Origin of the sequence: Tenacibaculum sp. SSH1-16, from assembly GCF_040104435.1 — a bacterium.
Lineage (GTDB): Bacteria > Bacteroidota > Bacteroidia > Flavobacteriales > Flavobacteriaceae > Polaribacter > Polaribacter mesophilus.
The window spans coordinates 77947-101837 of record NZ_JBECOV010000010.1; the positions used below are offsets into that span (position 1 = coordinate 77947).

A 23891-nucleotide genomic window follows, 5' to 3' on the forward strand; every position below is an offset into this window, starting at 1 on the left:
GCAAGATTATCTTCTAGAGCTTCTTGATGAGCTTCTGTTACTTCCTCTTGAGCTTCTGGTAGAAGAAGAACTTCTTGTACTTCTTGATGGAGCAGAGTAACTACGAGAATTTCTAGAAGGTTTTGAATAACTTTTAGAATTTCTTGGAGAATATGACTTTCTAACAGATCTATTAGAATATTGGTTTCTCTTGGTATAGCTTCTAGAGTTTCTAACTGATGAAGATTTACGAACACCGTCATTATTAGAAGCTCTATGATTTCTAGTAGAATATCCTCTTGAACTCCTTGTTGAGCGAGGCGTACTTCTATAACTACGGGTAGATCTACTACCGTTAGAATTATAACTTCTTGTTCTAGTTGATCGTTTTATACTTCTATTGTTAGAGTTGCTTCCTCTTCTAGTATTATAGCTTCTCGTATTTCTTGTAGAACGAGTATTTCTGTTGTTACGATAAGTTCTACTATCACTTCTTCTGTAAACATCAGAAGAGCGTCTAGAAGTGGTAGTTCCTCTACGACCTGTAGTATAACCTCTTCTAGAAGTTGTTGCAGTTCTGTGACTTCTATAGTAGTTGGCACCTCTGTAAGGACGTCTATAATAGCGATTATTATAGTATCTATATGGTCTGTAATGGTTGTACCTGTAATACGGAGAGTTCCAGTAAGAGTTATAGAAACCTCCTCCTAAACCTACATAAAACCCAGAGTTCCAGTGGTAAGGGTGCCAGTGAGAGTTATATGCCCAACCACCATAGTAACGAGGCCTCCACCAAGGTCTGTAATAATCATAGCCATAATTCCAATACCAATCGTTGTAATAACCCCATCTTGGATAAGTATTAATATTTATAACTACATCATTATTGTCAGAATAACCCCATGGTTCATTACCATTGTATGTAATTCTTGTTTCAGGTTCTTCTTCATAAATAATATCTTCATCATTATAAGAATCATCGTTTTCAGACTTATAATTTTCTATATCAGTAAAAATATCAGTACCATTTAAAGCGTCTAAACGTTCCACTTCTTTGGTAAAATAATTTTCTTGATATTTATCATATGCACGATCATCAGTAACAACTACTTTACGTTGTGGTTGTTCTATTTCATCAGCATAAATACCGTCATCACTACCAGTAACCGTTTGCGCAGAACCACAAGATATAAAGGTAGCTGCTATCAAAAATGATAAGGTATAAAAAGAGAGTTTGGTTTTGGTGTAATGTAGCTTCATGACTTTTTATTTTATGTTAAAGTAAATTGTTTTTTTATGAGCTGCAAAAAATTAGTTCTTTGTTGGGCTTGTTACCTTTTTAATGTAGTTTTGCAGATACAATTTACGCATAAAAAATAACAATATTTATGCCAAACTTTTGATTATGAGCAAACATTTAACAAAAAGAGCCGAAGATTACTCTAAATGGTATAACGAATTGATTGTAAAAGCTGATTTAGCTGAGAATTCAGCAGTAAGAGGTTGCATGGTAATTAAGCCCTACGGATTTGCAATTTGGGAGAACATGCAAAAAGAATTAGATAGAATGTTTAAAGAAACAGGACATCAAAATGCTTATTTTCCTCTTTTTGTGCCCAAAAGTTTGTTTGAAGCAGAAGAAAAGAATGCTGAAGGATTTGCAAAAGAATGTGCGGTAGTTACACATTACCGATTACAAAATGACCCAGATAATGAAGGAAAGCTACGTGTAGATCCTGAGGCTAAATTGGAAGAAGAGTTAGTCGTTCGACCGACATCTGAAGCAATTATTTGGAATACTTATAAAGGATGGATTCAATCACACAGAGATTTACCATTGCTAGTAAATCAATGGGCAAATGTTGTAAGATGGGAAATGCGTACACGTTTATTCTTACGTACTGCTGAGTTTTTATGGCAAGAAGGTCACACAGCACATGCAACAAAGGCAGAAGCAATAGCTGAAGCAAAGCAAATGCAAGAGGTGTATGCAACTTTTGCTGAGAACTTTATGGCAATGCCTGTTGTTAAAGGAGCTAAAAGTGAGAGTGAACGTTTTGCTGGGGCAGATGATACCTTAACAATAGAAGCTTTAATGCAAGATGGTAAAGCATTACAAGCTGGAACTTCACACTTTTTAGGGCAAAATTTTGCTAAGGCATTTGACGTAAAGTATACCTCGAAAGAAGGAAAGCAAGAATATGTATGGGCTACTTCTTGGGGGGTATCAACACGTTTAATAGGTGGATTGATAATGACACACTCTGATGATGCTGGTTTAGTGTTGCCTCCAAAGTTAGCGCCAATTCAAGTGGTGATTGTGCCTATATATAAAGGTGAAGAGCAATTGAATGCTATTTCTGAAAAAGTAGATGTAATTGTAAAAGAATTACGAGCTAAAGGAATATCAGTAAAATTTGACGATAGAGACACTTTTAGACCAGGTGCTAAGTTTGCTGAGTATGAATTAAAAGGTGTTCCCGTACGAGTTGCAATGGGAAAAAGAGATTTAGAAAATGGAACAGTAGAAGTAGCGCGTCGTGATACTTTTGAGAAACAAACAGTTTCTAGAGATGAGGTGGTAGATATTGTAGCTAATTTATTAGAAGAAATTCAAAAGAACTTATATAATAGAGCATTAATTTACAGAAACGATCATATTACGGAAGTAAACTCTTTTGAAGAGTTTAAAGATGTGATAGAAAATAAAGGAGGGTTTGTATCAGCACATTGGGATGGTACAATTGAAACAGAAGATAAGATAAAGGAGTTAACAAAAGCTACAATAAGATGTATTCCTAATGATGTAAAAGAAGAGAATGGAGTATGTGTGTTAACAGGAAAACCATCAACAAAAAGAGTACTTTTTGCAAAAGCATATTAAAAAAATAAAAAAAAGCTTTGTGTAATAAAAAACAGTTTTTATATTTGCACCCGCAATCGCAAAAAGATTGTTTTGGTCCGTTCGTCTAGGGGTTAGGACGCCAGGTTTTCATCCTGGTAACACGGGTTCGATTCCCGTACGGACTACAAGTTCTTTTTATTTGTTTTTTTTTGAAATAAATAAAATAAAAATAAATTTAGTTGCAGATAACAAAAATAATTGTATATTTGCACCCGCAATCAGAACGATTGTTTTGGTCCGTTCGTCTAGGGGTTAGGACGCCAGGTTTTCATCCTGGTAACACGGGTTCGATTCCCGTACGGACTACAAGTTTTTTATAAACAATTAACGTATTAATAGAATGGCAAATCATAAGTCAGCATTAAAGAGAATTAGAAGTAACGAAGCAAAGCGCTTAAGAAATAAGTATCAGCATAAAACAACTCGTAATGCTGTTAGGAAATTAAGAGCTACTGAAGATAAGAAGGAAGCAGAAGGAATGTTTTCGACTGTTGTGTCTATGTTAGATAAGTTAGCAAAGAACAACATTATTCATAAGAATAAAGCAGCAAATTTAAAGTCTAAATTGGCTAAGCATGTTGCCGCTTTATAAGAGTTTTAAGGTTAGTTAATAGTTAAACGCTTCGATATTTTTATCGAAGCGTTTTTATTTTATATTAAATACAAAGAGCCATTTAGTAGCACTCACAATTATTGTGTTTATACAAAGATTGTTATTAATTTATAAAGGAAGAATTTTGTTTTTTTACCTCTCTACATTATGTTTTTAACGCTTTTATTTTAGTGTTAAAAGATTTAGTCCTAGCATTAGGTAATCCTATTTATAAAATTATAATTAATAATTATCGTATTTGCTATGGAGTGGTAATCCTTGATGTGGTAAACAAGTGCTTTTAAAAAAGTAACTAATTCTATTTTTCTATGAGTTCCCTATACTACAAAATCCTAATTCTGATGCACGATTTATTAAGATGATCTCTTCTATCTATCGTTAGTCCCTAATATGTAAATAAACACGCTTACACGAAAAGTGAAAGTTTGAATTATGACTTCTTTATTGGAACCGTTTGAAATAAGTTTTTCAAAGGAAAGTTATTTTGGAATATCATTCTTCTCCTCAAAATAAAGGAGAAGTACATTTTTGTTTATTTTATGTTATCAATGTTGGTTCAGATAAGAGAACCTATAATCTATCAATTGTATGAATCCAATAAAGTCAGTTTTGAAATAAAAATAATGTTATAAATCCAAGTCCACAACAACTTTTGAGATCCATTATTTGACTTTTATTCTTTAAGTAAGTAAAAAGGACTACAATTTCTCTTTTTAATGTTTAAAAAGATGGTTTTAATTTGTTTACCAATCATATTTTTTATGAGCATCTAAACGAATGAAAATGAATAGAAGTAAGGTGAATCCCCATAAAGATGATCCTCCATAACTAAAAAAGGGTAGTGGTATTCCTACAGTAGGTAGTAGCCCTATTACCATGCCAATATTAACAATAATATGAAAAAAGAAAATAGAAGCTACACTATAGCCATATATTCTTGCAAATTTATTAGTTTGTGTTTCTGATAAGTAGATTATCCTATAGAGCAAAAACATAAATAAAACTATGACAAGAGAACTCCCTAAAAAGCCCCATTCTTCACCAACGGTACTATATATATAATCTGTGTGCTGTTCAGGAACAAAGTTGCCTTGAGTTCTATCTCCCTGCAAAAAGCCTTTTCCAGAAAAACCACCAGAACTAATTGTTTTTTCAGATTGATAAGAGTTATAGCCAATACCTTTGTTGTCTTGTATTTTTCCTAATAAAATATCAAACCTGTCTTTTTGATGTTGACCTAATATATTATTATAAGTATAACTAATTCCCAAAATAAAAAAAATAGAAAAAAGGTAAGAACCAATTATTTTTATAACATTGAAGCGAAAAAATCGCTTATTTCTATAGATTCCATAAAAAACAACAAGTGTTATTACAAGTAAACATGAAATAAGAACCCACTTTGCTCCAAAATATATAGTTAGTAAGAATAGAATTATAGAAATTGTTCCGAATAATATATATGCTAACGTAAGCCCTTCTCTGTTTAAAACAAAAAAGAAAGCGAAATATATTAGTACGGATCCCATGTCGGGTTGTAATGCGATGAAAAAAGCTGGTAAAAAGATAATTATAAAAGCTTTGGCCTGATTTTTTATTAGTTTAAGATTGTATTGACGATCACTCATTAGCTTAGCCAATGCTAGTGCGGTAAAAGCTTTTGCAAATTCAGAAGGTTGCAATCCTATACCTCCAAAATTATACCAAGAAGTAGCCCCATTAATTTTTTTACCAAATACAAGTACTCCAGCTAATAAAACCAGAGAAAAAATGTACATAACACTGGAAAATTGTTCGTAAAACTTTGAATTAAAAAAAAGGATGAAGATGATAACTGGCAAACTAAGTCCTATAAAAATTAATTGTTTGCCATATTTTGTAGAAAAGTCAAAAATTTCTCTCGATTCTTCTGTAGAAGATGCAGCATAGATATTAACCCATCCAAAACCAACTAATAGTATATAGAGAAAAACAAGTAGCCAGTCGACTCCAGCAAAAATATTATTTCGTTCCTGTCGCAATAGTATCGCTTTTTTGAATTAATAATTGATTGTCATATCTTTCTTGAAGACTTAGGTTAATCATACGGTTTTCAAGATGTTTTCTTGATATAGATTTGTTTAAGTATTTTTCAATTAGTAAGCTGGTAATAGGGGCCGCAATTGTAGATCCATATCCTCCGTTTTCTACAAAAATAGCTATGGCTATTTTGGGGTTTTCTTTTGGAGCAAAGGCTATAAAAATAGAGTGATCTGTTAACTGAACTTTTTTCTTATTTACTCTAATAAAGTTTTCAACCGTTCCTGTTTTCCCACAAATATCTATTCCCTTAACTTGACTATATCTAGCTGTACCTCTGGTAAATGTTTCATACATTGCCTCAATAGCAATAGGGAAATGTTCAGGGGAAACTGTTGTTTTTCTAGGAGTTGTATATATTGAATCAAGATTAGGTTTATCTTCAATTTTCTTAACAATATGAGGGGTGTAAAAATAGCCCTTGTTAGCAATAGCTGCAGTCATGTTTGCTAACTGAATAGGTGTGGTTTCTACCTCACCTTGTCCAATGGCATTTGAAATTGTTGTAGTAGCTCCCCATCTAAAATCGTAACTTCTGTCGTAAAATCTTCCATTTGGTATTCTTCCTTTTTGACCAGAAGGAAGATCGTAACCTAAATAGTTACCTAACCCAAAGCTTTTTGCATGTTCACTCCAAGCATTAGTTCCTATTGTTGGGTTTTCATAGTTGTCTATAATTTTCCTGTAGGTGTTAGCAAAATAAGTATTACAAGATTTAGCAATAGCAGTTTTTAGACGTACAGGTCGTCCAACAATTCTACAGTGGCATCCCATAAAAGCATTTGGTCGTTTACCGTAGCGATATCCGTGATTACAATAAAAGCCTGAGTTTTCATCAATCACACCTTCTTGTAAGCCAATTAAACCGGTTAGGATTTTGAAAGGCGAACCAGGAGCATACATTGCTTGCAGCCCTCTATCAAAAGTTGGCATGTTTATACTGTCGTTAAAAAGTTTTACAGAGTTAGGAGAGCGTTGCCTTCCAACTAATAAATTCGGGTCATATGAAGGAGCGGTTACTAATGCTAAAATCTCGCCTGTTTGAGGTTCTATTGCAACAATACCTCCTCTTTTTCCAGACATTAATAATTCTCCATATTGTTGTAACTCACTATCAATAGTTAATGTTAAATCTTTACCAGCTACAGCAAGTGTGTCATATTTTCCATCTTTATAAGAACCAGTAATTTTATTTAGGTTATTTCTTTTAAAGTATTTTCTCCCTTTAATACCTCTTAATTGTTTCTCATATTGTTTTTCAACACCAAGCTTACCAATTAATTCTCCTTGTTCGTAGTAATCACTATTCTTAGCTACATATTCGTTTACCTCGCTAATAAATCCGAGTACATTGGCTGCAGATTTTATAGGATAGTTTCGGATAATACGTTTTTGTATATAGAATCCTTTATACTTAGGTAGTTTCTCTTGTAAAAAAGCATAGTCTTCTTTGGCTAGTTGTTTTAGAAATACCGAAGGAAGCCATCGCGCATAGTTTTCAGCTTTTTTAAAACGTTTTATAAAATCTTCCTTGTCGATTTTTAAAAGAGAGCAGAATTCTAAAGTGTCTAAAGGTTCTACTTCTTTGGGAGTAATCATTACATCGTAAGATAATTGATTAGCGACTAACAATTTTCCATTACGATCATAAATATAACCACGTTCAGGATAATCATATTCAATTTTTATGGTAGCACTATTGGTTAGGCTTTGTTCACCTCCGTGTACTACTTGTAATTGAAATAGTCGACAGATATAAACAATTCCAATAAGAGTAATTAAAAATATAAGTAAGAAACTTCTTTTCATGTGAGTTTTTTCCTAAATATAAAACTTCCTAAAAAATACAACAGTAACGTAAAAACACTAGAAAAAAGTGTATTGATAAGCACATTTGAAATGTTATAAAAGCTAAAGTTAGTTAAACTAAATAAAATGAAGTGGTGAACTAATGTTAAAATTGCTGTATAATTAAATACTTTATCAAAAGATTCATGTCTTAGGTTAAAGAGCAGATAATCTGATGATGTTTTTTTGAAAACAGCCTTAAAAACAAATAGACGGATATAAGCCATAAATACAGTAGAAAAAGCATGAATTCCGCCAGAGTTAGAAAAAGCATCTACACATAAACCTAATAAAAAAGCTACTAATAAAAGAGAAAACCTGTTTTCTTTAATAGGGAATAAAAAAATAAAAACAATATAAATGTAAGGGTTTACATAGCCTAAAAATAAAATATTATTTAGAATCAACACTTGTAGTAACAAGAGGAAAACGAATAAAAATATTAAGTATACTGTTTTATTCATTGTTATTTTCTACAGTTTTTATTTCTTTTTTATTTAGGTTGGTTATTACATAAACATGACTTAAGTTAGACATATCGTTAAAGAGTTTAATGTTTATACTATTAACCGCAGATAATTCTTCAGGTACTTTTACGACTGTTCCAATAGGTATCCCGTTTGGAAAAATGGTAGATCTTCCTCCAGTAACTACAGTATCACCTTTTTTAAAAGCTGCCTGACGTGGAATGTCGGTTAGTTGTACAATATTGTAATCCTTACCGTCCCATGTTAATGTACCGTAATGATTGTTATTTTTAAACTTAGCGTTGATATTGCTTTTTGAATTTAAAATAGATTGTACTCTAGCAAATTTATTAGAAACATTGTCAGTAATACCAATAACCCCTTTGCTATTTATTACTCCCATTTCTTGAAAAACATTATAATTTTTACCTCTGTTAATTGTTAAAAAGTTGTCAGCTTTGTGAAAAGAGTTCTTAATTATTTTTCCAGAAATGTAGTTGAAATTTTGATAGAGATTTATTGTATCTATTATCTGATTAGCAGAAACACTATCAAGATAAGTGTTAATTTTTTCTAATTTATTTTTTAACGCTAAGTTTTCTTCAACAAGTACAGAGTTTGTTTCTTTTAAGTTAAGATACTCCGATATGTTAGATGATTTTTGATATAGCCCACCTGTAATGAAATTAGTAGAGCTAATAAATTTACTTTTATGAAAAGAATGGTTGTTAATGATTAATGCAACAGCTATAACTTCTAAGAATAGAAAAAATAAGAAATACTTATACTTCTGTAAGAAATAAATAAGCTGTTGCATAAATAATCATTCAAATTTATTTGATTAATACAGTTTTGTATTTTTCTAAATTTTTAAGTGCAATACCTGTTCCTCGAACTACAGCACGTAACGGGTCTTCAGCAACATATACTGGTAAATCTGTTTTTCTAGATAAACGCTTATCTAAACCTCTAAGCATTGATCCACCCCCAGCTAAATAAATACCTGTATTGTAAATATCAGCAGCTAATTCAGGAGGTGTTTTAGATAGTGTTTCCATTACGGCATCTTCAATACGTAAAATTGATTTATCTAGAGCTTTTGCAATTTCACGATAAGAAACTTGTATTTGTTTAGGCTTTCCACTTAATAAATCACGTCCTTGAACCATCATGTCTTCAGGAGGTGTGTCTAAATCTTCTGTAGCTGAACCTATTTGTAGTTTTATTTTTTCGGCAGTAGTTTCCCCAACATATAAATTGTGTTGCGTACGCATGTAATACATAATATCGCTGGTAAATAAATCTCCAGCAACTTTTACTGATTGATCACAGACAATACCAGCTAGTGCTATAACAGCAATTTCAGTTGTACCACCACCTATATCAATAATCATGTTTCCTTTAGGCTCCATTATATCAACACCAACACCAATAGCTGCTGCCATTGGTTCGTAAATCAAATAGATTTCCTTAGCATTCATGTGACGACCAGAATCAATAACTGCTCGTTTTTCAACTTCAGTAATTCCAGAAGGAATACAGATTACCATTCGTAATGATGGTGGAAATAATCTCTTTTTTATAGCAGGAATTTGTTTTACAAATTCCTTGATCATTTCTTCAGAAGCTTGAAAATCAGCAATTACACCGTCTTTTAAGGGGCGTATAGTTTTGATGTTTTCATGGGTTTTTCCTTGCATTCTACTGGCTTCGTGACCTGTAGCGATAATTTTACCAGTGAGCCTATTTCTAGCAACAATAGAGGGGTTGTCAATAACTACCTTACCATTGTGGATTATAAGTGTATTTGCAGTACCTAAATCTACTGCAATATCTTCTGTCATGAAATCGAAAAAACCCATAAAGATTTCGTTATTTATATTTAATTTTAATGTATTCTCACAAATCTAATAAAAATCTGTGGGTATTTTACACTCAATATAATTAATGTTTAAAATGTCTAGTTCCAGTAAAAACCATTGCTACATTATTATCATTACAATAATCAATACTTAATTGGTCTTTAATAGATCCCCCTGGTTGAATTACACTTTTTATACCTGCTTTATCTGCTATTTCTACACAGTCAGGAAAAGGGAAAAAAGCATCACTAGCCATAACAGCTCCGTTTAAGTCAAAGTTAAAACTATTAGCTTTTTCAATAGCTTGTCTTAAAGCATCAACTCTACTTGTTTGACCTGTTCCCCCAGCTAATAATTGCTTGTCCTTTACTAAAATAATAGTATTAGACTTAGTGTTTTTACATAGTTTAGATGCAAATAACAAATCCTCTAACTCATTTTCTGATGGTTTATTGTTAGTAGGGTAAGTTAAATCATCTAATTTGTCTGTAATATAATCTTTATCTTGAACTAATACTCCGTTTAAAGCAGTTCTAACTGTTTGTTTAGGTAATTCAATTTCTTTTTGAATCAATATTACTCGATTCTTTTTACCTTTTAAAATTTCTAAAGCATCAGCATCATAAGCAGGAGCAATAACTACTTCACAGAATAATTTGTGAATTTCTTCGGCAGTGGCTTTATCAATTTTCGTGTTAGAAATTAAAATCCCTCCAAACGCAGAAACAGGGTCACCAGCTAAAGCGTCTATATAAGCTTGATGAATTGTTTTACGTTGAGCAAAACCACATGCATTGTTATGTTTTAAAATAGCAAATGTTGGATCTTCATCTTTAAACTCTTCTATTAAATTAACAGCAGCATCAACATCTAATAAGTTATTATAGCTTAATTCTTTTCCATGTAGCTTATCAAACATAGCATCTAAATCGCCAAAGAAAAAACCTTTTTGATGAGGGTTTTCTCCATAACGTAATACTTTAGATGTAGTTTCACTAGCTTTATATACAACTTCATCTTCATTGAAATAATTGAAAATGGCAGTGTCATAATGAGAGGAGATATTAAAAGCCTTAGCAGCAAACTTTTTTCTATCGTTTAATGAAGTTTCTCCGTTGCTTTCTGAAATAATAGTTAAGAAATCTTCATATTGTTCCATTGAAGAAATAATAACAGTGTCTTTAAAGTTTTTTGCAGCTGCACGGATTAACGAAATCCCGCCGATATCAATTTTTTCAATAATGTCTTGCTCTGAAGCTCCAGAAGCAACTGTTTTTTCAAAAGGGTATAAATCTACAATTACTAAATCTAACTGAGGAATGTTATATTCTTCCATCTCAGTAATATCGCCTTCGTGATCTTGTCTGTTTAAGATGCCGCCAAAAACTTTAGGGTGTAACGTTTTTACTCTTCCTCCTAAGATAGAAGGATACGAAGTAACATCTTCTACAGGTACTACATTAACACCTAAGTCTTTGATGAATTTTTCAGTACCTCCCGTAGAGTATATAGTAACACCTAGATTATTAAGTTTTTTAACAATAGGCTCTAATCCGTCTTTGTGAAAAACAGAAATTAACGCTGATTTAATAGTTTTTATATTGTTCATTGTTGTTGTGTTGTTAAGCTTGCAAAGCTAGTAAAAGAGTAGTCGACACACAATATTTTTTTAGCTTTTAAGATTGAAAACACCACCAAAAATATTCTTTGGTGGTGTTTTAATACAACAAAACTATAAATATAAATTACTCTGCTGTTTCTAAGAAGTTTCGAAACCAGATTGTGAATTTTTCTATTAAAGATTGTTGAGATTTTGAACGAGCATTAGCACTGCCTAATGCTGCATAAGAAGGATGTTCTCTATTGCTCATATTTAAGGGGATTAATGGGGTTGTTTAAAATCACATCAAATAAAGTAAAAAAAAACTTAATAATCAAGTGATTATAAAATAATTATACAAAATTAGCTATTTTTTTGCAAATATATTCCAATAAATCTTCGTCGTTTTTAGTAAAAGGGTTAACAGTATGAGAGTCAATATCTATTTGACCGATGTTTTCGCCGTTTACAAAGATGGGAATTACAATTTCAGATTTTACTTTCCAACCACATGAAATATAATTGTCTTGTTCACTAACATCTTGTACAACAAAGTTTTTATTGCTAACTGCTACTTGTCCACAAATACCTTTTCCAAAAGGGATGATTGTGTGTTCTGTAGGTTCACCGTTAAATTGAGCTAGTTTTAACTCGTTTTTATCACCATTTTTAAAGTAAAAACCAACCCAGTCATAGTAAGAGATTTCTGAAGCTAAATAATCGCAGATTTGTTGTAGTTTTTCTTCTTTAGAAGAATTATTACTAACTATTAAGTCTATATTGTTTTTTAGTTCTTGTATGTTCATGAAAATATTTTTTATCTTATTCGTAAAGAGTGCTTAAAGCTTACAAAAATAGTTGTAAGGATTGTGATAAAAAACTGAATTTTATTTTTTATAGCTTAGACAAGAGGTTTTAAGTGTTTTTTTTGTGAAAGACGATACAATTTCAAAAAGAATGAGTTTAAAGTTATGTGATAGCTAAAATATTTTCAATAAAAAAAGCAAAGGTTTTTAACCTTTGCTTTTTTATTTTTCTCTGTAGTATAAAATTACTGTTGAACGTATTCACTATGCCAAACAGCATCTTCAGGGCCATCTCCTTTGTGTCCATCTAGTTGGATAACAAAGCTTTTAGCAGGAAAATAAGGAGTGATATGAATATCTAATAAAACACGGTCTTTTTGATTTTGATCTTGTTCTATTTTTATAACCTTAAAACGCTCAATTAGCTTAGTAGGTCCTTGAATATCGTCTAGGAATTTAACTATTTGGCGACGTAAATCAGCCTCAGTTCTAGAGCTCCAGTTTTCAAAAGCTCTTCTATTTAAAAAGTCAAATAAAACCTTTGTTATGTGATCGAATACTCTTACAACAGAGTAGGTTTGTAAACCTAAGTTGTCTCCGTTAAATAAAGTCTTGGCTGAAAAAGCCATTACTTTACTATATTCGTTAACCATAGGAACAAGTCCCATTTTTTCAATTTCTGAAATTTCACTCTTTTTAAGATCGAATCGTACACTTTCTACCTCATTAATACCTCCAAATTTTTTACCTGCTACTACTTGAGACATTAATGTGTGATATATTTTACCAGCCAAAGCAGAAGATGGCGGAACGTATAGGTTGTCTTCTTCACCCACGGCATCTTCTTTTTTTCTTCCTAGTAGCCAGTTACAAGTCATTAAAGTGTTTGATTTGTGAATTTCGCCACCAGAGTGATTTGCATTTGAGAACATGTCAACAATGTCGTCAGGTGTTTCAAGATCTTGGAAGTCTGTTAATAAAACAGCCTTGTTGTCATGTGCTATTTTAGACCATTTGTCTAAGACTACGTTAGATCCTAAATAACCAGGAACTACTAATATAGAGTAGTTGTCTTTTAAATCTAATCTATCAAAGTTTTGTTTAAACTCATTTGATACATAGTCTATAAAAAGAGGATTTTCTAAATCTTTTAATTGACTTAAATCGGCATTTAAGATGGTGATGTTTTTTACTTTGTCTTTTTCGGTGTTTTTGTAGAATAAAGCTACTGATCTATAAGAGGTTTCTAGTTCTTTTGTTTTTTCTAAGGTTTTCTTAAGATTGTAATTTAAAACACTTTCTATGCTGGTAGATTTTTCTTTTGCAGTATCACACATTGATTCGATACTGTCACTACTTTTAAGAATTTCTAACCAAACAGAAAGTCTGTTTTTTAAGTTTTTTCTTTCTCCTTTCCACTGCTCGTCGTTTAAAAATAGACTTTTTCTAGCTTTTCTTTTTGGGTTCAAGTTAGAGTAACCATCAACGATGTTTTCGATAAAAGAGAAACCACCGTACTCTTTTATGCCATCAATAGCGTTAGCTACTTCTTGACTAGGGGATTGTTGTTTAACTACTTCCGATTGCTGCGTTTTTACTTTTGTAGACATAGCTAATTATGTTTTTTTTGGTTTTATTGTTCGGCTTGCTCGATTTCTTTAATTGACTCTTCTAAAATTTTGATAAAGGTATCTTTTGTTTCAGGGTTACTAAGTGCTTTCATTAGCGCTCTGTTAGAAGATAGTTGTCTTGAAATTCTTAGATACTGGTCTTTTTCTATATCTAGCTTATTTAAAAAAGAGCTATTAGCCTTAATGTTCTCAACATTAAAATCACCTAAATTGTTGAAATTTAAAGATTCTTTAACGTCGGCGCCATTTTCATCGGTGTGTTCAAGATTCACTGAAGGTGAAAACTTCTCGAATACAGCTTCGATTGTGTCTAAACCATAGATAGCTTCGGGGGTTGCAGGAGCTTCGTCGGTAAGTTTTTGGATTAATAAAGTTTTGTTGGAAGAAATGTTTGCGATTGATTCATTAGCATCAACTTTAACTTCATTGCCTCCAATTCCGTAATTGTACATTGCCATAATAATTTTTTTTATTCTGCTACGAATCTATTAAATATTTGATAAAAAAAATTATTTTTACAGAAAAAAATTAAGGAAAAATGAATTATTTGAAGATCCCCCTAGACTTTTCCAGTATAACAAAAAGAAATAAAGAAAATAATAGATTGGGGTGTACACTTGAAGAATCCATAGCTCAACACCTCATGATAATTGCTACTTCAAAACAAGGTGAGGTTTTTGGAAGACCGAATTATGGTTCCGATATTTGGGATTTAGAATTTAACCAATTGGTTAAAATTAATAAATGGGAAGAAAAAGTTAAAGATTCTTTATATTATGCTTTTGTTGAGTATGAGCCAAGACTCAAGGATATTAGAGTTAGTGTAAGGTTATCTGAAATAGATGATGATGCTGAGACTACGGATGTTCATGTAAGAAGAAAAGCAGAAATTAAAGTATTTGGTACAATTATAGAAACCGATGCGCCATTTAATTTTGCTACACTTTTTTACATTAGTCCTTTATCACAATAAAAAAAATAAAAATAGCAATGAGAGACGAATATTTTATGAAAATTAAAAATCGAATGCTATTGCGTTCGATGGAATTATGGGGCATTAAAGATAAAAGAAGTGTAGATCCTATTTTAGACTTGCTTTTACATACTTTTGCTTATGAAATATCAAAATTACACCAACAAATAGATGTTTCAGATAAAGAATTATTAGATAGGTTATCTAGAATTTTGGTAAGTAACAAGTGGTCCTTACCATCACCTTCACATGCTTTATTAAAAGCTCAGCCGGAAGACGATACAACACAATTAAATGTTTCAGATCATTTTTATTGCTCAAAGAGAAGATTTGGAGAAGATAAGTTAGATGTTTTTTTTACTCCAATTATTACAAAAAAGCTAATAAATGCATCTGTTAAATATTTAGGGTACGATGATAAGTTGTTGGTTTGTGAAAACCGATTTGGTAACATGGAGGATGCTCTTTATTTATCTGAAGAAAAGAAAATTAAAGATTACGAACTTTGGTTTGGTGTTGAAATTTTAGATGATTTATTGGAAGAAACTAATAATCTATCTCTTTGTTTTATACTAAAAGATACTTCGCTTTTACCTTTTTTAAAAACAATGAAGGTGTATGATGTTGATGAGAATGAAATGTTTCTAGATAAGGAAGTTTTAATAAATAACAACAAAGAAGTTCACTACTTTGAAGATGTAATTTCTTTTTATGAAGACTGTTTTTATACTTTAAATTTAAATGAGTCTTGTAGACAACAAAAAACAATAAATGAATTATTTGGAGAGCAAACTGATTTTTTTATTGAGCCTGAAGATTTAGATAAAAAGCTTTTATGGTTTAAAGTAAAGTTACCAGAAGTTTTTTCTAGAGAGAAACTACAAGGAATAGAGGTAAGTTTAAATACTTTTCCAGTAGTTAACAGAAAGTTAGAGTATAAACAACATAACTTTAGAAAAAATGGAAGGATCTTATCAGTACTGAGTGAAGGTGAAAACTACTTTTTAAATATAGAAAGTTTAAGTGATGATAAAGGAAATAGTTATAGTAACGTTATAGAAAACTCTACAGAAAGTCTTGAAGGAGGTTATTCTCTCTACTTTGGAGACATAGGAAGGTTTGATACAAGAAGTGCTAAGATGATGTTAAGTAAAACTTCTCAAACTGTAAGAGAAGAAGGTAGTGCTTTTTCTGCAATAGGGTATGATATTATTCAAGCATATTTAGATGATTTGCATGAAAAACTAGATGAGATTGATAAGAAAATTCATTTAGAATTTGGTGAGGTTAATGCAAATAATAACAAAACATTTTTGTTAACCTATCCACATAAAGATGCCTTTAATTATGAATTTCAGTATTGGCTAACTAATGCAAACCACGCAAATGATATCAATACTAGTTATACTTTTAATCAGTATAGAACAGGTAAGTTTATTGATAGTAAAATAAAACTCAAAACAGATACAATAGGTGGGCATATAAGAAAAGAGGAGCACGACAAAATAAATGGACTGCGCTATGGGTTACTTACTAGAGAAAGAATTGTAACTAGAGAAGATGTAAAAAGTTTTATAAACAATAAAATAGGGCATTTTGTTGAGAGCCTTTCTATAAAAGATGGTGTTGCAATATCAAAAGAAAAGAAAAAAGGATTAATTAGAACTACAGATATATACATAAAAACTAAGAGAGAGTTAATTTCTGAAGAAAAACAAAACCTTTTCAGTTATTATCTTGAAAAAGAATTAGAAAAAAGATCAATATCAAATATAACATATAAAGTATTTTTTATAAAAAAATGATAGAAAAAGATTACAGTTCAAGTGCTTTATCAAGTATAAAAAGAGCTAAAAGTATTGCTTACAGAGAAAATCAAAGTACCTATGGTGTTAGTCATTTAATAACATCGCTAATTAATGAACCAACTGGTTTAGAAGAGATTATTGATAGCATGGGTAAAGATGCTAACTATATTCTTGAGTGGTTTGAGGTAATGAAAGAAATGTATAAGTCAACTCCGCTAAAAGCTTCTGGAGATGTAAATCCAGACCATGAAGTTGCTAAGGTTTTCGAAGAGTCTGAACGTTCAAAAATTAAATTAGGAACGGAAAATATTGATGCCTTATGTATTTTTACAGCAGTTGTAAGAGAGGGAGTTGTGTATTCTGGACAACAAATAGAAACATTAGGTATAACAGAACAAGATATTTTAAATCATTACAATGCTAATACTCCTACTTTTTTAGAATCAAATGTTAAGGAAAATATTTCTGCAATAAGTTCCTATATCGAAGACCTTCAAACAGAAGAGGTAATACAAAAAGGAAACTTAATCTTAGGTAGAGAAAAAGAAGTTCGATTGATTTTAGAAAATTTTGAAAGATCAGAAAGCAAGGGAGTTATTTTAGTAGGAGATTCAGGCATAGGAAAAACAGCAACAGTAAACTACTTTGTAAGAGAATTGAGTAATAGTACAGATGAGTATTTGAAAAGTCACTTAGTATTCAAACTCAATGTCCCAAAATTATTAGCAGGAGCAAGCTCTGAAAATGATGTAAATAAGAAAATATCAGAACTATTTGAGAAATTAGAGTCTATTGATGCTCCTTCCATATTAGTTATTGATGATCTTCATGTATTGCTTGAAAACGCATCAGGAAAAACCAATGCTATTGTTAATATTTTAAACGCTCAATTAAGTGAAGGGCGTATTAATATGATTTTTACAATTAATTCAGATTCATACAGGAAAAATCTTGAAAGACACCCTATAGATGGTAAGTTAGAAATATTGAAGCTAGAGGAATTAGGTAGCCTAGAGATGTTAAAGTGTTTACATAGACATAAAAAAAGGTTGGAACTACATTTTGATATTAAAATTTCAGATAGAGCAATTGAGGAATCTATACATCTTTCAAAAAGGTATTTTAAGGAAAAGAAGTTACCTTATGGTGCAATAGATTTAATAGATAAAACTGTGGCAGCTGTAAAGATGAGCAACGCTACGGTATTAACAGAGGTTAGAAAAATAGAAAAAGAGTTTAATGAAGTTAAGGACTCGGAAAAGTTTGAATTTTCAGATTTACAATTAATCTATAATACCATTTACAGAAAAGTTAGTGTAATTCAAACCTCAAAAGTAACCAAGTCATTTAATTTAGTATCTGATAATCCAGATTTACAAGAAGAAATATCTAAGGTAGATGAATTCTTATCTATGCTAAAAGAGCTAGCTAAGACTCCAATCGATACTGTAAGTGAAATAGATATTGAAGCTGTTGTTTCTGAAATTACAGGTATTCCTTTAGGAAAAATTCAAACAGAAGAAAAAGAACGTCTTTTAAATATAGATAAAAAGTTACAAGAAAGAGTTAAAGGGCAGTCAAACGCTATTCAAACACTCTCTGATGCTATTATTGAATCGCGAAGTGGACTTAGTAACCCTAAACAACCAATTGGTTCTTTCTTCTTTTTAGGGCCTACTGGAACAGGAAAAACTGAATTAACTAAATCATTAGCAGAGTTACTATTTGATGATGAAACAGCAATGATTCGTTTTGATATGTCTGAATTTAAAGAGGAACATTCAGCAGCACTACTTTATGGAGCTCCTCCGGGTTATGTAGGATATGAAGAAGGAGGGATGTTAGTAACAAAAATTAGACAGCGTCCATATTCAGTAGTTTTATTTGATGAAATTGAAAAAGCTCACAGTTCTGTGTATGATGTTTTTCTACAATTAATGGATGAAGGAGTAATTCATGATAAATTAGGAAGAGAAGGAGATTTCTCTAATGCGATTGTCATTTTTACATCTAACATAGGTAGTCAATGGATTGCTGAGCAAATAACAGGAGGAAAAATTCCGACCTCAAATGAGTTAATAGAGGTAATGGCACAACACTTTAGACCAGAATTTTTAGGGAGGTTAACAGAAGTAGTTCCATTTGCGCCAATAAATCAAAAAGTAGCACAAGATATTTTAGTAATACACTTTAATAAACTAAGAAAGCAATTAGAACAACAAAAACAAATAGTGTTAGATATTTCTGATGAAGCTTTAGAGTTCTTGTCAAAAAAAGGATTTTCTCAAAAGTATGGAGCCAGACCCATTGCAGGAGTTGTAAGAACATACGTGAAAAAGATAATATCTAAAATGATAGTTTCTGAACAGGTAAATAAAGGAGATCATGTACTATTAGATTATAAAAACAATAATCTTGTATGGGAGCTAGTGTAAATGAAAATGATACCGTTATAGACGAGCTTGTTCGTAATATGACATCTAATTTTATAGGTGAGGTTTTTATTGAAGAATTAGAGTTTTTATTAAAAAAAGATGTCTCAGAAGTATTAATTGTGAAAAATCACGGTATGAATACTAGAGCTCAATCTAAAGATGTTTTGTCTATTAATTCAAATTTTATTGCTAAAGACACAGGGTTTGAAGAGAACTTAGTAGTAAATTTAAGTAGAAATAGTATATATCATCAGTTACCAGAAATATTATTTTACCCTCTTTCCTTAGGGGTTAATTCAGATAATAAGAAAGAAGTAGTTGATACAATTCGTAGAAATAGGGAAAAAGAAAAAGGAGATATTAATTTTTTTACACTATTTGATACAGAAATATTTAAAGAAAGAGTTAGGATTAATAATAGAAGCTTAAACTTTTTTTCAGACAAAAAATCAAAACAAAACCTATTAAATATTTTTAAACAAATTATAGGTTTTGATATAGAAATATCAGATGAGTCATTGTATAAACTATTTCTTAATTTATGTAAGTCTGAGTTTTTTAAAGAGAATTTAGTCGAGTTAGAAAAACTAATACAAATTGTTTTAGGCTTAAAAGTAGAGCTTAGTTATATACCTTGTGCTATAAAAGAATCTCCTTTTTTAAGTTTAGGAGATGCTGTTTTAGGAGTTGATCTGGGTTTAAGTGGTGAGGTTTATAGTGAGATAGATGATGTTAAAGTAGTTGTGGTATTAGAAAAAGAAGTAGAAAACTTTAAAGTTTTAGAAAAAAGTGTTTTACAAATAAAGGAAGTGTTAAACTTCTTTTTAATTTCCTCAAGAAAAATTCATATCACTTATAAAACAAACTCTGATCAATCTTTTGTTTTGTCAGAAAGATTTTTAGGGTATGATTCATATTTAACTAAATAAGAAAAGAAAAAGTTATGAACATAATAATAGTATATTTTTTAAAATTTCTTTTAGCACCATTAATAGCTATTGTTTCTTTAATGGTATTAAATAACATAGTAAAAGCAAAAAAATCGTTTAATATAAAAAAGGCAATAGTCTTGGTTTTATTGCTAACTATAGTTCTAGTAGCCCCAGTTTTAATTAGTTTATTAAAATATGAATTTGTTTGGGTAGGGTTGATACTCACAGTTTTGTGTTATCTTTTTATAGGTGTGTTTTTCATGCTTTTTCAAAATACAAAGTTTTACAAATCTATAGGCCTAGATAATAAATTCCATACACTATTTTTTGCTTTTATAGTAATGCTTCTTTCAGGGTGGCTGTATTATCTAATTTTTGAAAAAATAAGTAATTTACCTTACGCACTTTGGGCAATGTTATCAATAATTTGGTTTGTGTTACCATTACTATACACAATGTCTTTAGAATACTTTTTAAACATATCAAAACCATTTTATAAAGCCTGGAATGTTTCAGATAATGGAGTTAGTGATATGTATTGGGATAATGTAGACGTTTTTAAATTAATACAAGTAACAGTAAAAATTAAAAGAAATCCAGAAGATAAAAACTATAGTTCTTTTTCAGTAAAGTTACCCATGGAGGTATCAGTAGGTATGTGGTTTAATCGATTTATAGAAGATCAAAACTTTAGATTTCCTGATAGAATGATTGATACTTATTTGGAGGGAGAGCCAATTGGTTGGATTTTTTACACAAACAAATGGTTTAATTTTCCTCTTTTTACAAAAGTCTTAGACGCTGAAAAAGACGGGAAGTTTAATAAAATAAGGAATAAACAAACTATATATATAAGAAGAACTGCATTAAACACCATTGAAGATGAATAAGAAAAATAATAAAATGAATTACTTACCAATAAATTGGACTGACGGAGTAAAAATATCTGCAGAACATTTTTTTAAAAATTATAACAACACAATTGAAACCATAAAAGACTACAATTCGGTTTCTCTTAAAAATTATGAATATGGATTAGTTGATGGAGGAACTAATTTTGAAAACCTACAATTAGATGTTTTAAACGATGGAGATAACTCTTTAGTAATAAAACTGAAATCTTGTAACGCGATCACAGAAAAAGGATACAGGATTATGTATCACCGAGATTTATATGGGGCAAATTCACCATCAGTAACATTAAAAACATCTGATTTTGATAAAACAGAAAGCGAAGAATTTTATATAATGCTTTCGCTATCTCCATTTGAGTATTTACCAGTAGGTATTCCAGACCCTGAAGTTATACCTTTACATCATCCTAATGTATTACCTAAATTAGAACTACATACACTTCCAGTTTCAAAAATTAATACTAGCTTTTTAAAAGAACACTTTTTGGTTATAGGAAAGGTGTTATGGACAAATGGATTGTTTTCTATTGATGAAAGTTATGTGCCTCCTGTTGTTAATTTAACATCTAATGAAAGGTTAGAAGGATTTGGAAAAGGGTTATTACAAATGCTTATTAAGTCTAAAAACTATTCGATTAAAATTTTCAAAAAAAATAATGGGCAAAAAAGCAGTAATAAATTAGTAGCCAATACCTTTTCAATTTGCAGTAAACTGCAAGAGTACTACAGTGATAATATTTTTAATTTAGAAAATATTTCTACTAGTAGATCACCTATGTATTTGGTTGATAGGTTAGTGGTGTTAGCAAATAAGCTTTCTATTTGCTTGAGTATTATGGATGATAAAGAGAAAGAGCAATTACTACAATATTATTATCAATGGACAGACATTAAGCCTTCTGTTTTCCTTGATGCAATAGTTGATGCTGTAAACGTTAAGTACAACCATATTGAGATAGCAGAAACGTTTGATGTGCTAAATAGGTTTGTAGTTATGTTGGAGCGCGTATTTAAAAAGATGAGTGAACTAGAGTATATAGGACAAAGAAAAGATAATATCGTAATTAATGAAGAGTCTGGAGCGCAATTCAATAGAAATAGAGGTAAAAATAGTACTTGGAGTATAATTGATTAATATAAATTTCTTATGAAAGCTTTAAATCACAAAGAAAGGAGAAAACAAATACTTAAGTTTTTTGCATCATTCTCTTTAACAGCAGTAGTCGTATTCTTTTGTTTATATGTCACTTTAATTATAGCAGAAAAAGGAGTTGTTTTAATTGAGAGTAAACAATCTCATTACAATGAAGTTTTTAAAAAACAAGCTATGTTAAATTTTAAAATGGAAGAGCTTTTTAAAAACCTATATAGTTTAAAAAATAAAAGAAGGAATATTGGAGAGTATAGGCAAATGCAGAAGATTATAACTAACACCAGAGTAGAAATAAGACAAAGTATAGATAGTACAAAAAAAGAAAACAACTATTACAAAATTTACGGTGAGTTTTTGTCTGAAATAAGGAATATACAATCACTTCTTGAAAATTATAACAAAGAAGTTAATACAAGAGAAGCCAATAAAGAACAATTAGAAAAGTGCAGAGAGAAATATAAAGATTTAAATAAAAATTTAAATAAAGAGTAAGCTATGGATAAACATGAGATTTTTTGGGAAAAAATAAGGTTTTCTCTTTTGTTTATAATAATTTCTACAGTAGTGTTTATAATACTAACTAAATTTATATTTAAAGTGCCTGTAGTAGAAAGTAAAGAGCTGCTAAATAGTATTGACGCTTCAGAAGAAATTTTTGATATTCAGGAAGAATACACAAAAAAAATAAAAAATACACATAAAAAAATTCAAGAAATACCTTTTGATGTTATTCAAATTCAGGTATTAGACGAGTTAGATAAGGAAATTCAACAATACAAAAAAATTTATAGAGATAACGATATGAATAATAGATATATATTCGGAGTTCAATCATCAAAAACACTTAAAATGTTTTTCGATTTGAGTGAAGAATACAATGCTTTAAAAAGGAATAATAAAGTTCTGAAAGAAAATCTAGAAGAATGTAAAGCTAATATTTAAATAAAAGAATATGTCTAATAAATTTAAATTATCAGCTTTAATTTTTATAGCTTTATTAGTATTAATACTGGCCATATTTGCACCTTATAAATCAAGACTCAGTAATTTAGATTTTTACGTGTCTGAATCTAATAGTAACTACCAGTTTGAGGTTGGTGAAAAACTGTTTTTCCTTTTAAATGATACGAGTTTAGTTGAAGGAAGAAAAGTGGTGTGGCATATGGGAAATGGAGATTCTATAGTAAAACCAGGAAATATCGATTATAAATACCGTAAAGAAGGTAAGTATTTAGTATCAATAAAAATAAACGATAAGTTTACTGTTTCAAAACAAATAGGTATAGTTTCTTTACCAAAACTATCACCTAGAGACTCTTTGGTAACATTGCATGGCGTAGATGAAGGTTATGTAGGAGAAGAATTAGTGTTTTTTACCGAGGGAAAAGGAATAAATACCTGGTATTGGGAGTTTGGAGAAACAGGTACAGTTGATGCTTATGAAGAACAAGTAATTTACAGATATAGTAAACCAGGAGACTACAGGGTAAAACTTCAAACAAATACATTAAAATACCCAATATTTCATAATATAAAGATTTTACCAAGATTTGAAAAAGTTGAGGAATTAGAAAAAGTAGACTCTTTAGGGGTTGTGCAAAATGATATTAGAAAAAGACTTCAAGCAATAGCAGATAGCAAGGTTACAGATAGAGGAACTTTTTATAAAAACTTAAATTATATAAAAAATAACTATACATGTAATCAAGCAGAAGACATACTTGTAATTGTTAATGGAGGAAGGTATAATGACTTTTTTAGTTACTGCCAAGGTTTACACTATTTAGAAAATAAGAAAAGAAGCAAAATAATTATAAATAAAGTTGAAATAGATACAATTAAATGTTTCAAAAGATTAAATGTAACACAAAGTTTACTAAGATAAT

Annotated in this window: 22 protein-coding genes and 2 tRNA genes; 13 read left to right on the top strand and 11 right to left on the bottom strand. The window is 30.5% G+C overall.

Going from position 1 to position 23891, the window contains the following annotated elements:
• Positions 1-6: 6 nt before the first annotated feature.
• The gene (locus ABMY20_RS12275) at positions 7-1239 is read right to left on the bottom strand and encodes a hypothetical protein (RefSeq protein ID WP_349265412.1); all 1233 of its coding nucleotides are present in this window, start codon (positions 1237-1239) and stop codon (positions 7-9) included.
• A 145-nt stretch (positions 1240-1384) separates the two neighbouring features.
• Here ABMY20_RS12275 and proS point away from each other — a divergent pair, with 145 nt between their 5' ends.
• The 4 genes from proS to rpsT all read left to right on the top strand — a co-directional run bounded on the left by proS (position 1385) and on the right by rpsT (position 3476).
• Entirely contained in the window at positions 1385-2863 is a 1479-nt protein-coding gene (gene proS / locus ABMY20_RS12280; RefSeq protein ID WP_047790398.1) for a proline--tRNA ligase, read from the top strand.
• 74 nt (positions 2864-2937) lie between these two features.
• Positions 2938-3009 (top strand) — tRNA-Glu (locus ABMY20_RS12285).
• Positions 3010-3118: 109 nt separating this feature from the next.
• Positions 3119-3190 (top strand) — tRNA-Glu (locus ABMY20_RS12290).
• Positions 3191-3224: 34 nt separating this feature from the next.
• Positions 3225-3476: a 30S ribosomal protein S20 gene (gene rpsT / locus ABMY20_RS12295; RefSeq protein WP_028891217.1), complete on the top strand. Its 252-nt coding sequence runs from the start codon at positions 3225-3227 to the stop codon at positions 3474-3476.
• 764 nt (positions 3477-4240) lie between these two features.
• On the opposite strand, the gene rodA is transcribed toward rpsT, so the two are convergent.
• From rodA to ABMY20_RS12345, 10 genes are all read right to left on the bottom strand, one after another.
• On the bottom strand, positions 4241-5518 hold the full coding sequence (gene rodA / locus ABMY20_RS12300) for a rod shape-determining protein RodA (protein ID WP_047790399.1): 1278 nt from the start codon (positions 5516-5518) through the stop codon (positions 4241-4243).
• The gene (gene mrdA / locus ABMY20_RS12305; RefSeq protein WP_349265413.1) at positions 5499-7385 is read right to left on the bottom strand and encodes a penicillin-binding protein 2; all 1887 of its coding nucleotides are present in this window, start codon (positions 7383-7385) and stop codon (positions 5499-5501) included. Before mrdA ends, rodA begins: the two co-directional genes overlap by 20 nt.
• Positions 7382-7888 carry a rod shape-determining protein MreD gene (mreD, locus tag ABMY20_RS12310; protein WP_047790401.1) on the bottom strand — a complete coding sequence of 169 codons (507 nt, stop codon included), beginning with the start codon at positions 7886-7888 and terminating at the stop codon, positions 7382-7384. Before mreD ends, mrdA begins: the two co-directional genes overlap by 4 nt.
• Positions 7881-8708 (bottom strand): rod shape-determining protein MreC, encoded by an 828-nt coding sequence (gene mreC / locus ABMY20_RS12315; protein ID WP_349265414.1) that lies wholly within the window; start codon positions 8706-8708, stop codon positions 7881-7883. The genes mreD and mreC overlap by 8 nt, the downstream gene beginning before the upstream one ends.
• A gap of 16 nt (positions 8709-8724) precedes the next feature.
• Positions 8725-9753, bottom strand: coding sequence for a rod shape-determining protein (locus ABMY20_RS12320; RefSeq protein ID WP_047790403.1), 1029 nt, complete (start codon positions 9751-9753; stop codon positions 8725-8727).
• Between the two features lie 82 nt (positions 9754-9835).
• Entirely contained in the window at positions 9836-11362 is a 1527-nt protein-coding gene (purH, locus tag ABMY20_RS12325) for a bifunctional phosphoribosylaminoimidazolecarboxamide formyltransferase/IMP cyclohydrolase (RefSeq protein WP_349265415.1), read from the bottom strand.
• A 136-nt stretch (positions 11363-11498) separates the two neighbouring features.
• On the bottom strand, positions 11499-11624 hold the full coding sequence (locus tag ABMY20_RS12330; protein ID WP_255724779.1) for a hypothetical protein: 126 nt from the start codon (positions 11622-11624) through the stop codon (positions 11499-11501).
• An 82-nt stretch (positions 11625-11706) separates the two neighbouring features.
• Positions 11707-12159 (bottom strand): GAF domain-containing protein, encoded by a 453-nt coding sequence (locus tag ABMY20_RS12335; protein ID WP_047790405.1) that lies wholly within the window; start codon positions 12157-12159, stop codon positions 11707-11709.
• A gap of 245 nt (positions 12160-12404) precedes the next feature.
• A complete protein-coding gene (locus ABMY20_RS12340; RefSeq protein WP_047790406.1) occupies positions 12405-13769 on the bottom strand; it encodes a DUF5458 family protein in 1365 nt (454 codons plus the stop codon).
• Positions 13770-13792: 23 nt separating this feature from the next.
• Positions 13793-14248 (bottom strand): hypothetical protein, encoded by a 456-nt coding sequence (locus ABMY20_RS12345; RefSeq protein ID WP_047790407.1) that lies wholly within the window; start codon positions 14246-14248, stop codon positions 13793-13795.
• Positions 14249-14328: 80 nt separating this feature from the next.
• Between ABMY20_RS12345 and ABMY20_RS12350 the strand changes: the two genes are divergently transcribed.
• Genes ABMY20_RS12350 through ABMY20_RS12390 form a run of 9 tightly spaced genes read left to right on the top strand, consistent with a single transcriptional unit; the run spans position 14329 to position 23890 of the window.
• Positions 14329-14763 carry a GPW/gp25 family protein gene (locus tag ABMY20_RS12350; protein WP_047790408.1) on the top strand — a complete coding sequence of 145 codons (435 nt, stop codon included), beginning with the start codon at positions 14329-14331 and terminating at the stop codon, positions 14761-14763.
• 17 nt (positions 14764-14780) lie between these two features.
• Positions 14781-16568, top strand: coding sequence for a type VI secretion system baseplate subunit TssF (locus ABMY20_RS12355; protein ID WP_156167107.1), 1788 nt, complete (start codon positions 14781-14783; stop codon positions 16566-16568).
• The gene (locus tag ABMY20_RS12360; RefSeq protein ID WP_073184335.1) at positions 16565-19006 is read left to right on the top strand and encodes an ATP-dependent Clp protease ATP-binding subunit; all 2442 of its coding nucleotides are present in this window, start codon (positions 16565-16567) and stop codon (positions 19004-19006) included. The genes ABMY20_RS12355 and ABMY20_RS12360 overlap by 4 nt, the downstream gene beginning before the upstream one ends.
• Entirely contained in the window at positions 18991-19935 is a 945-nt protein-coding gene (locus ABMY20_RS12365) for a hypothetical protein (RefSeq protein ID WP_073184337.1), read from the top strand. The genes ABMY20_RS12360 and ABMY20_RS12365 overlap by 16 nt, the downstream gene beginning before the upstream one ends.
• 14 nt (positions 19936-19949) lie before the next feature.
• Positions 19950-20828 carry a TssN family type VI secretion system protein gene (locus tag ABMY20_RS12370; protein WP_047790412.1) on the top strand — a complete coding sequence of 293 codons (879 nt, stop codon included), beginning with the start codon at positions 19950-19952 and terminating at the stop codon, positions 20826-20828.
• Positions 20821-21987 carry a hypothetical protein gene (locus ABMY20_RS12375; protein WP_047790413.1) on the top strand — a complete coding sequence of 389 codons (1167 nt, stop codon included), beginning with the start codon at positions 20821-20823 and terminating at the stop codon, positions 21985-21987. The genes ABMY20_RS12370 and ABMY20_RS12375 overlap by 8 nt, the downstream gene beginning before the upstream one ends.
• 12 nt (positions 21988-21999) lie before the next feature.
• Complete coding sequence (gene tssO / locus ABMY20_RS12380; RefSeq protein ID WP_047790414.1) at positions 22000-22497, top strand: type VI secretion system TssO; 498 nt, start codon at positions 22000-22002, stop codon at positions 22495-22497.
• 3 nt (positions 22498-22500) lie between these two features.
• Positions 22501-22947, top strand: coding sequence for a type VI secretion system TssO (gene tssO / locus ABMY20_RS12385; protein WP_047790415.1), 447 nt, complete (start codon positions 22501-22503; stop codon positions 22945-22947).
• A gap of 10 nt (positions 22948-22957) precedes the next feature.
• The gene (locus ABMY20_RS12390) at positions 22958-23890 is read left to right on the top strand and encodes a hypothetical protein (RefSeq protein WP_047790416.1); all 933 of its coding nucleotides are present in this window, start codon (positions 22958-22960) and stop codon (positions 23888-23890) included.
• The last annotated feature ends 1 nt before the right edge of the window (position 23891 follow it).